Annotated in this window: 16 protein-coding genes; 11 read left to right on the top strand and 5 right to left on the bottom strand. The window is 54.7% G+C overall.

The features are described from left to right. The first annotated feature begins 45 nt into the window (after positions 1-45). From rpsP to SIB74_RS07120, 7 genes are all read left to right on the top strand, one after another. The gene (rpsP, locus tag SIB74_RS07150; protein ID WP_011826578.1) at positions 46-414 is read left to right on the top strand and encodes a 30S ribosomal protein S16; all 369 of its coding nucleotides are present in this window, start codon (positions 46-48) and stop codon (positions 412-414) included. An 8-nt stretch (positions 415-422) separates the two neighbouring features. Further along, the gene (locus SIB74_RS07145; protein ID WP_063395500.1) at positions 423-1394 is read left to right on the top strand and encodes a PhoH family protein; all 972 of its coding nucleotides are present in this window, start codon (positions 423-425) and stop codon (positions 1392-1394) included. Positions 1395-1470: 76 nt separating this feature from the next. Further along, entirely contained in the window at positions 1471-2211 is a 741-nt protein-coding gene (locus SIB74_RS07140; RefSeq protein WP_011826576.1) for a Bax inhibitor-1 family protein, read from the top strand. Between the two features lie 109 nt (positions 2212-2320). Next, on the top strand, positions 2321-3763 hold the full coding sequence (locus SIB74_RS07135; RefSeq protein ID WP_231906021.1) for a sugar porter family MFS transporter: 1443 nt from the start codon (positions 2321-2323) through the stop codon (positions 3761-3763). Between the two features lie 65 nt (positions 3764-3828). Continuing rightward, positions 3829-5184 carry a carbohydrate porin gene (locus SIB74_RS07130; RefSeq protein WP_413681805.1) on the top strand — a complete coding sequence of 452 codons (1356 nt, stop codon included), beginning with the start codon at positions 3829-3831 and terminating at the stop codon, positions 5182-5184. Positions 5185-5205: 21 nt separating this feature from the next. Next, positions 5206-5370 carry a hypothetical protein gene (locus tag SIB74_RS07125; protein WP_156486085.1) on the top strand — a complete coding sequence of 55 codons (165 nt, stop codon included), beginning with the start codon at positions 5206-5208 and terminating at the stop codon, positions 5368-5370. A gap of 53 nt (positions 5371-5423) precedes the next feature. Continuing rightward, positions 5424-6278, top strand: a complete 855-nt coding sequence (locus SIB74_RS07120) for a bile acid:sodium symporter (protein WP_063395498.1) — start codon at positions 5424-5426, stop codon at positions 6276-6278. A gap of 145 nt (positions 6279-6423) precedes the next feature. Here the strand turns inward: SIB74_RS07120 and SIB74_RS07115 are convergent, their stop codons facing one another. After that, positions 6424-6945 (bottom strand): hypothetical protein, encoded by a 522-nt coding sequence (locus SIB74_RS07115; protein WP_011826571.1) that lies wholly within the window; start codon positions 6943-6945, stop codon positions 6424-6426. Between SIB74_RS07115 and era the strand changes: the two genes are divergently transcribed. From era to larB, 4 genes are all read left to right on the top strand, one after another. Beyond that, positions 6916-7947: a GTPase Era gene (gene era, locus SIB74_RS07110; RefSeq protein ID WP_011826570.1), complete on the top strand. Its 1032-nt coding sequence runs from the start codon at positions 6916-6918 to the stop codon at positions 7945-7947. The genes SIB74_RS07115 and era overlap by 30 nt on opposite strands. Before the next feature lie 177 nt (positions 7948-8124). Continuing rightward, positions 8125-9357, top strand: coding sequence for a tRNA (guanosine(37)-N1)-methyltransferase TrmD (gene trmD, locus SIB74_RS07105; RefSeq protein WP_074159126.1), 1233 nt, complete (start codon positions 8125-8127; stop codon positions 9355-9357). Next, positions 9354-9788, top strand: a complete 435-nt coding sequence (locus tag SIB74_RS07100; protein ID WP_011129736.1) for a TIGR03792 family protein — start codon at positions 9354-9356, stop codon at positions 9786-9788. Before trmD ends, SIB74_RS07100 begins: the two co-directional genes overlap by 4 nt. Beyond that, a complete protein-coding gene (gene larB / locus SIB74_RS07095; RefSeq protein WP_063395497.1) occupies positions 9785-10510 on the top strand; it encodes a nickel pincer cofactor biosynthesis protein LarB in 726 nt (241 codons plus the stop codon). The genes SIB74_RS07100 and larB overlap by 4 nt, the downstream gene beginning before the upstream one ends. Before the next feature lie 183 nt (positions 10511-10693). Here larB and SIB74_RS07090 read toward each other — a convergent pair whose 3' ends face one another. From SIB74_RS07090 to SIB74_RS07075, 4 genes are all read right to left on the bottom strand, one after another. Further along, positions 10694-10861, bottom strand: a complete 168-nt coding sequence (locus tag SIB74_RS07090) for a hypothetical protein (protein ID WP_011129739.1) — start codon at positions 10859-10861, stop codon at positions 10694-10696. A gap of 128 nt (positions 10862-10989) precedes the next feature. After that, positions 10990-11967 (bottom strand): DUF1517 domain-containing protein, encoded by a 978-nt coding sequence (locus SIB74_RS07085; protein ID WP_063395496.1) that lies wholly within the window; start codon positions 11965-11967, stop codon positions 10990-10992. 25 nt (positions 11968-11992) lie between these two features. Beyond that, on the bottom strand, positions 11993-12205 hold the full coding sequence (gene thiS / locus SIB74_RS07080) for a sulfur carrier protein ThiS (protein WP_063395495.1): 213 nt from the start codon (positions 12203-12205) through the stop codon (positions 11993-11995). Beyond that, on the bottom strand, positions 12202-13263 hold the full coding sequence (locus tag SIB74_RS07075) for a thiamine phosphate synthase (protein ID WP_063395494.1): 1062 nt from the start codon (positions 13261-13263) through the stop codon (positions 12202-12204). The genes thiS and SIB74_RS07075 overlap by 4 nt, the downstream gene beginning before the upstream one ends. Between the last annotated feature and the right edge of the window lie 49 nt (positions 13264-13312).

Here is a 13312-nt window from a genome sequence, read left to right as displayed (position 1 = left end):
TAAAACACCGCTGAACCATCCACCTTTTACGAACTTAGGGCCACGATGATCAAGCTCCGCCTGAAGCGGTTTGGCAAGAAGCGGGAAGCGAGTTTCCGCCTTGTGGCCTGTAACAGCACCTCTCGTCGTGACGGTCGTCCTTTACAGGAGCTTGGCTTTTACAACCCTCGCACGAAGGAAACGCGGCTCGACACTGAGGCACTGCGTTTGCGTCTTAGTCAGGGAGCTCAACCCACTGATGCCGTTCGATCTTTGTTGGAGAAAGGCGGGCTGATCGAAAAGACCGTTCGTCCTGCTGAGGTTGTTGGTAAGGCCAAGCAGGCTGAAGCCCGTAAGGCTGGTGCAAAGAATGTGGCCAAACAAGCTGCAGAAGCAAAGGCTGAGGAAACTCCTGCTGACAACACAGAAGCCTGAGTTGATGCATGGCCGGAGTTACCTCAGAGGGTCGCTTCGTTCTGGATCTTCCCGATACTGACGCTGCGCTGGCTCTTGCAGGAAACGCTGAACAGACCTTGCATCACCTTCAGGCCTTAACCGGGGCTTCTTTGGTGATTAGGGGTCTTCAGCTTGTGATCGGCGGCCGCCCTGCTCAATTGGAACGTGCCGCAGCAGTGGTTGAGTTGATCAGACCTCTGTGGCAAGAAGGTCAGGCTGTTTCAGCTGTTGATTTACAAGCGGCGCTCACGGCTCTTGATACTGGCCGTAGGGATGCTCATGCTGAATTGGCTGATCAGGTGTTGGCCCGCAGTCAGCGAGGCAACCTGCTGCGGCCGAGGACATTGCGCCAGAAGGCTTATGTCGAGGCGATGGAGCGCCACGATCTCACCTTCGCTCTTGGGCCTGCAGGAACTGGTAAAACTTTTTTGGCCACAGTGTTGGCAGTGCGCATGCTCAGTGAGCGAAAGGTTGAGCGCCTGGTGTTAACTCGGCCAGCGGTTGAGGCCGGTGAAAGATTGGGCTTTCTGCCTGGAGACCTACAGCAGAAAGTGGATCCTTATCTGCGTCCTCTTTATGACGCTCTTCACGCCCTACTAGGAGCTGAGAAAACCACCACATTGCTGGAGAAGGGGGTAATTGAAGTGGCCCCCCTCGCTTATATGCGAGGACGCACCTTGGAAGAGGCTTTTGTGATCCTCGATGAGGCTCAGAACACAACGCCGGCTCAGATGCGCATGGTGCTCACTCGGCTTGGGGAGCGTTCGCGCATGGTTGTCACGGGTGACACCACCCAGGTGGATCTGCCACCGGGCCAGCTCAGCGGACTTGTGGATGCTGCTGAGGTACTCGCTGATATCAACGGTGTCGCTGTCTGTCGCCTCACCTCTGCAGATGTGGTGCGTCATCCGCTTGTGCAAAGGGTTGTGGATGCTTATGCGCGCCGAGATCAACGATAGGGAGACCCGCACTCAAAAAATCAGCAAAACCCCTTTTTTACTGGCAAAGTAACGGTGTTAAATGATCTGGTGAGCCATGCCGGCAAGCAGCAATTTCCAGGAGGCCATTCGCGAGGCGCAATCCAGCGCCTTGGTTGGCCCCAATGTCGTTAACAAGGCCCTGCCCTATGTGGGCGGTGGCATGGTGCTCACCGCCGGTGGCGTGTTGGGAGGGATCGCCACTGTTCAATCCATGGGTTGGCAAGCTTTCCAACCCTTGTCGCTGATTGCGATCATCCCCTGGTTCATCCTTTTCTTTGTTGCCCAGAATGCAGCAAAAAAAGGCAATAACGCCACCGCTCTTCCCTTACTGGCCACCTTCAGCCTGTTGACGGGTTTCACCCTCACTGGTTTGGTTCTTCAGGCTGTTGCCGTTGCTGGTGCGGCCTCTATCGGTATCGCTGCTTTGGCGACTGGTCTCACCTTTGGGATTGCCTCGGTTGTTGGTAGGCGCATGAGCGACAGCGTCGGTCAGGCCCTCTCTGGTGTGGTTGGTCTTGGTCTGATCGGCCTGATCATCGCCATGGTTGTGCAACTGATTGGCAGCATTTTTGCTCCGCAGGTTTTCGCGATCGGCACCTTCGAATTGATGATCGCCGGCTTTGGCACGGTGCTCTTTGTAGGCATGGCCTTCGTGGACTTTTACACCATGCCTCGCACCTACACGGATGATCAGTACCTTTCAGGTGCTTTAGGCATGTATCTCACCTACATCAATTTGTTCATCTTCATTTTGCGTCTAATCATTGCCATTCAAGGTGGCGGTCGACGTAACTGAACTCAGCAAGAACATTGCTTCAGCCCCGCCTAAGCGGGGCTTTTTTTGTTGCTTGATTCAGTTGAGATCTGTTGCGGCACTGGTTGCAAGCTCTTAAATCAGGGTTGCATTGCAGTTAGCAAATAAGCAGCTTTTGGACCCCTCTAATCAGCTTTCTGATCAGAGAAATAAGAGACGACGTTTACGTTTCATTCTTCAGATCGCAATTTCAGCAGCCTTAGGAGGGTTTCTCTTTGGCTACGACACGGCAGTGATCAATGGAGCTGTCGGTGCGATCGGTACCGCCTTCACCGTCTCCAAGGAAACCCTCGGCTTTGCTGTGGCCTCAGCTTTGCTGGGTTCCGCATTGGGAGCGTTCACCGCTGGCTGGCTGTCTGATCGAATCGGTCGTCGCAACAGCATGCTGGTTGCTGCACTGATGTTTCTTGTTGGTTCCCTCGGTTCTGCTCTTGCTCCAACGATCACCACCCTGATCCTCTGGCGGGTCGTTGGTGGTCTGGCCGTCGGTTTCGCCAGTGTGTTGGCGCCCGCTTATATCGCCGAGATCTCTCCTGCATCAATGCGCGGACAGCTTGGCTCACTACAGCAGCTGGCGATTGTTAGCGGTATTTTCCTGGCGTTGCTGTTCGATTACGTCATCGTTCTTTTGACTGCTGATCAGAATCCCGTTTCATTGATCGGTCCTCTAGCGGCCTGGCGCTGGATGTTCATGTCTGAAATCATCCCTGCAGCTCTTTACGCAGTACTTGTGATCGGCATTCCAGAGAGTCCTCGCTATCTCGTGCAGAAAGGTTTGACGCAGCGTGCCAAGGCGGTGATTGAAAAAACGCTGCATGAACCTGCAGATCAGGTGATCGCCAGGATCCAGAGCAGCCTGGTTAACACCCATCAAGGCAAGTTAAGTGAACTGTTCGATCGCCACACCATCCTGCTGCCGATCATCTGGACTGGCGTGATGCTGGCGATCTTCCAGCAGTTTGTGGGCATCAATGTGATCTTCTATTACTCCAGTGTCCTGTGGCAGGCCGTTGGTTTCAGCGCCAAGGACAGTCTGATTGTCACGGTGATCACCTCGATTACAAATGTCGTCACCACCTTCATTGCGATTGCATTTATTGATCGTCTCGGCCGCAAACCCCTGCTTTTGGCTGGTTCGCTTGTGATGGCGGTGAACCTCGGTGTGATGAGCTGGGCCTTTGCCGGTGCCCCTCTCGTCAACGGTGCGCCCCACCTTGCCGGGGCAGGAGCCATTGTGGCTTTGATTGCCGCCAATCTGTTCGTGTTCGCCTTCGGTTTCTCCTGGGGACCGGTGATGTGGGTGATGCTCGGAGAAATGTTCAACAACCGCATCCGTGCGGTGGCAATCGGGCTGTGCGCCATGGTCAATTGGATTGCCAATTTCTTAATTTCCGATACCTTCCCTGGCTTGCTGGAACACTGGGGGCCTGCACTCGCCTACGGCTTGTACGCCACGGCTGCTGCGATCTCGTTCTTCCTCGTGCTGTTTTTCGTCAGGGAGACCAAAGGCATGGAGCTCGAGGAGATGGCCTGATGCTCTGATCAGCAAGGCTCTTCCCAAGGGTGTATTCGCCTCAAGCCTATTTCTCCCTGTTCGTGATGCGTTCTTTTTGCGTTGGACTCCTAAGGGCTATGGCCTGCCTGAGCCTGGTGGCATCGTCATTGAATGCTGTTCGTGCTGAACCGCGCGAAGACCGCGGCGAGCTATCCCCTGATGTCGAACGGCTCGAAGTGATTGCGCAGCCCTGGTTGCATGACTGGCTCTGGCTTCCAGAGTGGATCCGCCTGTCGTTCAACTACACCAACGAGATTGACGCCAACCCGAGTGGAGGCAATCAGCAGACAGGAACCTATACCCACAACGTTGCCGTTAATTCGGCCTTCTCAAGCGGCTTCGGCAAAGAGGCGAGCGAATGGCAGGAGATCGACCACTGGACGTTGAATATCACGGCGTCCCAGCGATCAGGCACCAGCCTCTCGCAGAAGATTCCCAATGAGCTCGCCGTTCAGCAGATCTACGGTTATGGGCAGACGTTCCGGTTGGCGGGACTCTGGCTGGAGCGCAATCAAGCTGAGGATGGCCTGCTGAAGATGAAGTTCGGCAAATTCGCCACCTTCGATGACTTCGCCTCATCGCCACTTTATTGCTTTTACACCAACAACGGTTTTTGCGGGCAGAACTGGGGGATTCCCAATTCCCTGCCGGTGATGGCCTATCCGGCGAACCAATATGGGTTCGTGTTTTATCTCGGTGAGGTGGACGGACCTCATGTCCGTTCAGGGACCTACCAAATCAACCCCGATGGGGCGGAACCGGCCTTTCATGGCGCTGATTTTCAGATACGCGATAGCGATGGTCTGGCCCAGTTCGTGCAGTTAAATGTGCCATTCGGTTCCGGGAAGCCTCAGGCGGCCAGACGTCTCGAGGATGGTTCCGTGCTGCTCGTTCCAGAGGATGAGCTGGAGGTTTACTACGTGTCAGGTCTTCCCCAACCGGGGTTGCAGCTGGGTGGATGGATTGGCAACTGGCAGTTCCCACTGGTGAATGGCAATGGCAAGACCTCTGAGAGCAACGAAGGTGTCTATGGCCTCCTCTCAGTGCCTTGGGACTTCGGGGGGCTGGTGCTCGATGGCCGGTTGTGGGCCAATGCAACTTATGGTTTGGCTCAGAGCGTCCAGGATGTTCCCAACACTTATGCCGGGGGCTGGGTCGGCAAGGGTTTGTTCCGCAATCGCCCTCACGATGCCGTTGTGATCGGACTGGCCAATGCCAACTGGAGCCGAGACATCCCTGACGGACCGATTTGGGAATCAGTCCTGGAATTGGGTTATCAGTTCATGCTCGGCAGCAATGTCTCGATTCAGCCGGGGGTTCAATACATCTTCAATCCGATGGGCAAGGGCGATGTGGATGATCCTTTGCTGCTCGGTCTGCAGATGAGCTTCTCCTTTTGATTGGTGAATTGGCCATCGGCGATGGCGGCTTCAACACGTCAGCATCGCCTTAATTTGCGCCAGATCAAACGGGATGACTATTTCTATACCGAGCAATTTTTGATCACGATGGCTACGGCGACTGCCCTGATCATGATCGAAGCAGTTGCCTTGGTGTTGCTCATTCAAGGCTCTCAGACCGGCTGAATTTGTTCGTTCTTATGGCTTCTCTTTTGTCCCTTTAAGACACAACTGTATTGATGAACGTACTGATTCCTGGAGCACTATTCCTGATCATGTTCGCGCTAGGGCTCAACCTGCGCGACAACCACTTTGATTTGATCCGAAACCGCTCAGCCTTGTTGCTGCGCGTCTTGCTGGGCACCTGCCTGCTGGTGCCGTTGGTAGCGATGATCATTCTCTGGCTTCCGCTCAGCTTTGAGTTATCTCAGCCTGCGAGATTGTCGATTGCTCTGATGGCGGTTTGCCCAAGTGCTCCGCTCACACTGCGCAAAGCGGGAAAAACAGGCGGCAATGCTCAGATGGCTGGCTACTTGCAGATGGCTGCGGCGATTGCGGCGATTATTTCAATTCCTCTGATGGCTGAGTTGTTCACGACTGTCTTTAAAGGGCAAGGTTGGGACATCAGACCTATGCAGGTGGCGATGAATGTGGGCCAGGTTCAGATCCTGCCGTTGTTGTTAGGTCTGTTGCTACGCCGCTGGTTACCAGCTTGGGCCGAAAGTACTGAGCCGTTCTTCAACAAGCTTGCCAATTTGCTGCTGCTGCTGCTCCTGGTGGTGATTCTTGTTAAGGCCTTTCCCTTACTCATTCCTTTTGCCAGCAAGAACCTGCTGGCGTTGGCATTGATGGCCGTCATGGTGATTGCATCGTTGCTGATCGGTTATCTGCTATCGGGGCCGGACCTCAAAGAGCGAACCACTGTTTCACTGGTGACCTCCATGCGAAATCCAGGCTTGGCACTCTTGTTTGCCCAGATCAATGCTCCGCAGATGCTTGAACTCAAACTATCGATCCTGACCTATTTAGTGCTCATAATTATTTTTTCGATTCCTTTCTTGAATTGGCGCAAGCGGTTGGCGATGGGAACTTGAGCTGTTTCTGTTATTTCCACTTTTCACTTCCACTTTTCACTTCCACTGTTTTATTTCCACTGTTTGTTATCAAGCTGAGCCCAACCTGATCACTAGATCAATAGACAAATCAATAGGCCAGTCAATCAGCCATTGCTAAAGCCATTCATGTTTCTGCGATGGCCTCGATTGAGGCTGTAATGGCTTGCTTCTGCTCGTCGTCATAACCCCAGCGATTGAGGAAGGCGACATCTTCCCCACGGGTGTGCTCAACAGCTTCAAGCAGTTGTTCCAGTCTTGTTTTGACGGACTTCGGTTCGAGCAGACGCAGTAGTTCAGTGCAGCGGGATGTCACTCTCTTCGATCCAGCCTGCTGTGTCATATCGCCTGCGCGTTGATGGTGCATGGCCATCGCCGTGCTCATCGCTAGGTTGCGGACGGTCAGGTCAACGACACCGTCTCCAGCAGCCCTTAATTGCATCACCAGGGCTTCGGGGAGGCGATCCATCAGTGGGGAATCCCCTGCCAGGCTCACAACAAAGAATCCACGGGCGCCATCACGGCTGGCCACCAATTCCGAGACCCGGTCGGCGAGGACTTCATCACTGAGTTCGCCCTCTTCCCATAACCTCAGCCACTGAGCGGTGATTTCAATCGCTTGTTCAAAGCTTGGCGCTGGGGTGCTCATGGATGTTATGCATGCTTTCAGTCAGGCTATGGGGCCACATTGAGCCAGGTCATGTCGCCTGAGGCCATGGAGTCTCTCCCTGAGGGATATCGTTCCGGTTTTGTCGCTTTAATTGGCAGGCCCAATGTGGGCAAATCCACCTTGGTGAATCAGTTGGTGGGAGAGAAGGTGGCGATTACTTCTCCTGTGGCGCAGACCACGCGTAATCGGCTGCGGGCTATCGTCACCACCCCCGAGGCTCAGATGGTGCTAGTGGACACCCCTGGGATTCATAAACCTCACCATCTGCTTGGTGAACGGCTGGTGCAAAGCGCCCGTGCAGCCATTGGTGAGGTTGACCTGGTGTTGCTTCTGCTTGAGGGCTGTGAACCACCCGGCCGTGGTGATGCTTTTATCGTGGAACTGCTACGCCAGCAGGATCTGCCGGTGTTAGTTGCTCTTAACAAGTGGGATCGTGTTGCTGAGCAGCAACACGATCCGGCGGAGGAGGCTTATCGGCAGCTGTTGGCAGACTCTGCTTGGCCGCTCATACGTTGCAGTGCGATTAGTGGTGAGGGATGCAATGGGCTTGTAGAAGCTTTAGTGGGGCAGCTGCCACTAGGCCCCCAGCTCTATCCAGCTGAGATGGTGTGTGATCAGCCGGAGCGGGTGCTGCTGGCTGAACTGATTCGCGAGCAGGTGCTGATGCATACCCGTGAGGAGGTGCCCCATAGCGTGGCGGTGAGCATTGATCGGGTTGAAGAGATGCCTGTTGCCAATGGACGTCCTGGCAAACAGGGGAGGACGGCTGTGTTGGCCACCGTGCTGGTGGAACGCAAGAGCCAGAAGGGGATCCTGATCGGCAAGGGAGGCTCGATGTTGAAGACGATTGGTCAGGGAGCGCGCTTGCAGATGCAGACCTTGATCGATGGTCCTGTTTACCTAGAATTATTTGTGAAGGTGGTGCCTGATTGGCGCTCTAAGCCAGCGCGATTGGCGGAGCTTGGTTTTGAGGGCAAGTGATTATTGCCCGTTTCAAATGGGCGACTGAGAGGATTGATGAATGATTGATCTTCCAAACCTTTTTTTAAAGTCTTTTCGGCTGAGGTTATTTCTTCAGGGGTGCTCTGATCAGCGGATGAGCTTGCCTAGTGTCTGTGCGCAGATCCGTTGGTTCTCCCATTTAGCAGCCTGAAGGAGATGGCGCCTTTTCGCCTCGATGTAGTGACTTTGGTGCCGCAGGCGTTTACTCCTCTTGGTGAACTCGGGGTGATTGGTCGTGCGTTTGCCTCTGGTATCGCTGCCTTGCACACCCATAATCCCCGCGATTACACCACGGATCGCTACCACAAGGTTGATGATCAGCCTTATGGCGGTGGTGCTGGCATGGTGCTTAAGCCAGAACCAGTCTTTGCTGCTTTTGAGGCGATTCCTGTTCAGTCGCGACGGCGGGTGCTGCTTCTGACCCCTCAGGGAAAACCGCTATGCCAGAAGGATTTGCATCGTTGGGTAGTGGACCACGATCAGCTTGTGCTGATCTGCGGGCATTACGAAGGTTTTGATGAGCGGATCAGAGGTTTGGCAGATGAGGAGGTGTCTGTAGGGGATTTTGTGCTCACCGGTGGTGAGCTACCAGCAATGACGGTGATCAATGGGGTGGTGAGGTTGTTGCCGGGAACTGTTGGAACGGCAGAGTCGCTGCAGGATGAGAGTCATAGTGATGTCCTCCTCGAGCATCCTCACTACACAAGGCCAGCGAATTTTCGCGGCATGGTTGTTCCAGATGTGTTGCGCAGTGGTGATCATGGTGCGATTGCTCTGTGGCGACAGCAACAGCGGCAGCTGCGTACGCAGCTGCGTCGTCCGGATCTCTATGCTCGCTGGTCTGATCAGCAACAATCGTCAACACTGACAATGGAGTCCCATGGTTCTGCCTCCATGCAGTTTCGTATCGGCAACGGCTATGACATTCATCGCTTAGTGCCCGGTCGCCCCTTGATTCTTGGTGGCGTGACACTTGATCATCCCGATGGGTTGGGGCTCGATGGTCACAGCGATGCTGATGTTCTTGTTCATGCGCTGATGGATGCCTTGCTTGGGGCTCTTGCTTTAGGCGATATCGGTAAATATTTTCCGCCGGATGATCCCCGCTGGAAAGGGGCCGATAGCTTGATGCTGCTTGAGCAGGTTGTCGCTCTGGTACGAGATCGCGGCTGGCAGATTTTGAATGTGGATGCTGTGGTGGTGGCTGAGCGTCCCAAGCTCAAGCCTCACATCAATGCGATGCGCAGCAACCTGGCACAACGGTTGGGGGTGGAATTGGATGCCGTGGGTGTGAAGGCCACCACCAATGAAGGGCTTGGACCGGAAGGTCGAGAGGAGGGGATGAGTAGTCAGGCAGTTGCACTGTTGCAGCAGATAGGCCTGACATGAATTGCAGAAGCTTGTCTAGGTTGATTTCCTTTGTTCTTAGCTTTTTAGTGATGTTGTCCGGTCATCCTGATGTCGCGATTGCCGCTCGTCATGATCCTGATGGCGGCGATGACGTTGCTGTCGTCGAGCATCTGCGCATCAAGGTGCCGGCGCATGCACGGGAGGCTTGGCTCAAAGCTGAGCAGGGCAGTTGGGAACCCTGGCTCGCGAAGCAGAGTGGCTATCTGGGGCGGGATATTTTTTGGGACGCTGAACAGGAGGAGGGCATCTTGCTGATTCGTTGGGCCAGCAGAGAACAGTGGAAATCGATTCCACAGGCTGAGGTGGATGTGGTGCAGGCACGCTTTGAACAGCTGGCCCGTGAGGCCACAGGTCAGGCCAGTAGTCATCCTTTCTTGCTGCAATTTGAAGGCGAATTGGTGCCTCAGTGACTGAGCCGCAGGTACGGCTGGATTTACAGCGGCGGCAGCGGCTTGGCATGGTGGAGGCGATCTTTGGTGAACACAAGACCAGTGAACAGATCGCAGCATGTCTGAGTCGTCTTGAGGCTGCGGGTGAACTGGCTTTGGTTACGCGGGTTGATCAAGCCAAGGCGGCGGCCGTGGCAGATCTGCTTAGCAATGTGCAGTTTCATGCTCAGGCTCGTTGCCTCACACTCGGAGATCCGGCGATCTTGCTGCCGGCACTTGGTGAGGTCGTGGTGCTTAGTGGTGGTACCAGTGATTTGCCTATAGCGGCGGAAGCTGCTTTGGCGTTGCGTTGGCATGGCATCCAGAGTGAACTCTTGCTGGATGTGGGTGTTGCTGGTTTGCAAAGGCTTCTCGATCAGTTGGTACGGCTGCAACGAGCCAAGGTACTGATTGCCTGCGCAGGCATGGAGGGTTCACTGCCGACTGTGTTGACAGGGCTTGTGCCACAGCCTGTGATTGGTGTTCCCGTGTCAGTGGGTTATGGGGTCAGTGCAGGAGGCCGTACAGCCCTTGAGGGCATGCTCGCCAGTTGTGCACCTGGTCTGGTGGTGGTGAATATTGATAATGGCTATGGAGCTGCTATGGCGGCACTGCGCATTCTCAAGCCAGTTGCCTCAACCGAAGAGCTGTCAATCAATAATCAGGATCGTGAGACAGCAACTGGTGAGAATCCTGGGGGCTGAGTTCAAGTAGCTGTTCAACCCAGAGCTTCATTGATCGTGGCAAGCGATTCTGTTCGTAGCGCATTAGGGCTTCCGCCAAAACGGTTGTATTCACCCAATGCAACGAACGTGAACCCATGCATTTCTCTTGATTGAGCGAACGATGGGGTACCTAATTGAATCGCGCAAGGGGAGTGCAGGGATTCACTCTGTTTCTTCGTATTTGGCACCAAGTCGCCAGAGTTCATTGCTGTGACTTGGCAATTCAACATCACGCAAACGGCGAACTAGTTCAAATAGATCACCACGAGCCAATTCACCATTGGTTTGCCATTCCATTGCACGGGGGTCAGGTCGGGACGCGGCAGACAAGGTGGGTGCGGGAATGTGTTCGAATCAAGGTATCAATACTTAGGCCTTGTGTTTGGTTCATGACGATCATTCTTTGTGGAAGATTTTGTGAAGACCTGTCTTTGGACCTTCTTGGTCGGGGTATGCAATCAGAGGTGCTGCAGGTTGGGGTAGGACGTCACAACCTCTTCTGCGCTCAGAACATCACCTCGACCTTCGGGTTGCCAGATCACCTCCAGGGCCATCAAATCAGTTGAAGAGGTGGATCCAAGGATGCGAAGGCTTTCTCGTAGCTGCTCGCTGCTGATTGATTCACTCAGTTTTATGCGGCTGCTGGATGCAACCAAAATCGTGACGACGATGTATTCATTTGCTGCATCGGCCTCGCCGGCGCTCTTTTCTGAAAGCTCATCAGTTCGTCGTTCTCCGGCAACGTTGGATGTCACCTCCGCTCGCAATTTGCTGCGTTCGGTCATCGAAAGACGGTTAAATGTGGATTCTGCGGAAGCAAATGGCACGCTGCCGCTTTCTACATTGGCGTAAACCCAGAGCTCTGGCTGACGCAGAAGGGCAAGGGTGGTTTCCTGCAGAACCCGTTGCAGCCCGCTTGAACTGCCTGTTTGCGCTGAGGCTGCAAGCTCACGCAGGTCTTCCTGCAGAGCCTTGGCGCTGGCCAGAAGCCCTACTTGCAATTGCAGCATGGTGACGGGTCCAGCCGCAGTGGGCCGTTGAGCGAGTTCGCCTGAACTATTGAGGGCGGCATTTCCCCTGCCACCACCCCGTACGGCATTGACCAGAACGCCCACAATGGACATCAGAATTAGGAAGCCAAAAAGGCCGCCGCCACCGAAACCAAATATGGGAATGAGGAAGGGAAAACCGATGCCACCTCCGCGGTAGCCCCCGCCGTATCCTCCATAACCTCCTCCATAGCCGCCGCGCATACCACCGCTGCTGCGTGGCATTGAGGGTGCACGGAAGCTTCCTCCTCCGATGCGTCCACCACGAGCGGCATGGCTTGGCTCGGGTTGAACCAGAATCAAGCCTGCTACCAGGAGCGGCAGCAATAGAGCAGTCAGCCAGCGGCTGAACGTGCGTCTGGAGGGAAGGTTTGGCAAGCGGGCCAAAACGTTGCGGCGGTTGGTCTGAACTCTAGGAACCTCCGCCGACGATAGTGACGATTTCCAGTTGGTCCATCTCCTGCACCAGCTGCTCCTGCCAGTGATTTGGTGTCAGGATCGTGCCGTTGAACTCCACGACGACAAGGCGAGGGTGGTAGCCCAGCTGTTCGATCACGGCCGCCAGCGAGGTTGGCACCGGTTCTGGCTCGATGTCCCTGATTTCACCATTCACCATCAGTTTCATCTCAGAGCCTCCAGTAGTTGAAGGCTGCTAGCGGCTGGATCTTGGGAATTCATGATCGCTCCGACTACAGCGATTCGTTTTGCTCCGGCTTGAAGTACTGCTTCTAGGTTTGAGATGTTGATGCCACCAATGGCAAACCAAGGTAGCTGGGTGGCTTTGGATGCCTCCTTGATATAGGCAAGCCCAATTGGTTGTCGTTCCGGTTTGGTGGCTGTGCTGTTGACAGGCCCTACTCCTAGATAGTCGCAACCTTCTGCTTCAGCTTTTTGAAGCTGGGCAAGGAACTGTGTGCTTCGACCCAGTAGCCGCTCGCTGCCGATGAGTCCCCTTGCTACGTCTGTGGGGAGGTCGTCCTGGCCGAGATGAACACCATCGGCGTCCACTGCAAGGGCTAAGTCGATTCTGTCATTAACGATGAATAGCGCCCCATGCTTTTTGCATAGGTTGGCCAGCTCTTTTGCCTGAGTCAGTCGTTGCAAGTCGCTAGCTTCTTTATTGCGGTATTGCACCATGTCGATGCCAGCGACTAGTGCTGCACTCACTGTTCTGAATAGATCGTTGTTGGCTAGATCGGATTGTGATGTCGTAATCAGGCAAAGATGGCAGGCCTGCAGTTGTTGGCGTCTCTTTTTGCCTGCGTTGGCCTGCAGCACGGTCACCTCTAGGTCGTAGAGGCCATAGCGGATTGCAGCAGCGCTGGCAGCCAGCTGGGGATCTGGCTGACGGGCGAACTCTTCCAGCACGCGTAGAGCTTCTTGAACGCGTGCGCAGTTGGCTGCCACAACATGCCATGGTTCGTGTCGCTCTTGCTGAGCAGGATGAGTGAGGCCGATCCCTTGATCTGTAGCAGTGGAGCGTGCCTGTTTGTAGCTGTCGTGATGATGGCGACCCAGTCGCTGACGCCAGTCTTTGAGAGTCACCACAAGGTCTTCACGATCTAGGCCGAAGCGGCACCAGTCTTCGACGACTCGCAGTCCTTCCCGAGCTCGATCGAGGTTGGCATCGATCAGCTGAGCAACACGTAGATCTGCGATCGGGGCGACAGGCATCGATTTCATGGCAGTCTTGGCACAATTGCATCCCCATTCCGATCATGGACAACAGTGG

This window comes from Prochlorococcus sp. MIT 1306, assembly GCF_047304515.1.
Lineage (GTDB): Bacteria > Cyanobacteriota > Cyanobacteriia > PCC-6307 > Cyanobiaceae > Prochlorococcus > Prochlorococcus marinus_D.
Note: the sequence above shows the minus strand (reverse complement) of the source record. Positions and strands in the feature narration are given on the sequence as shown.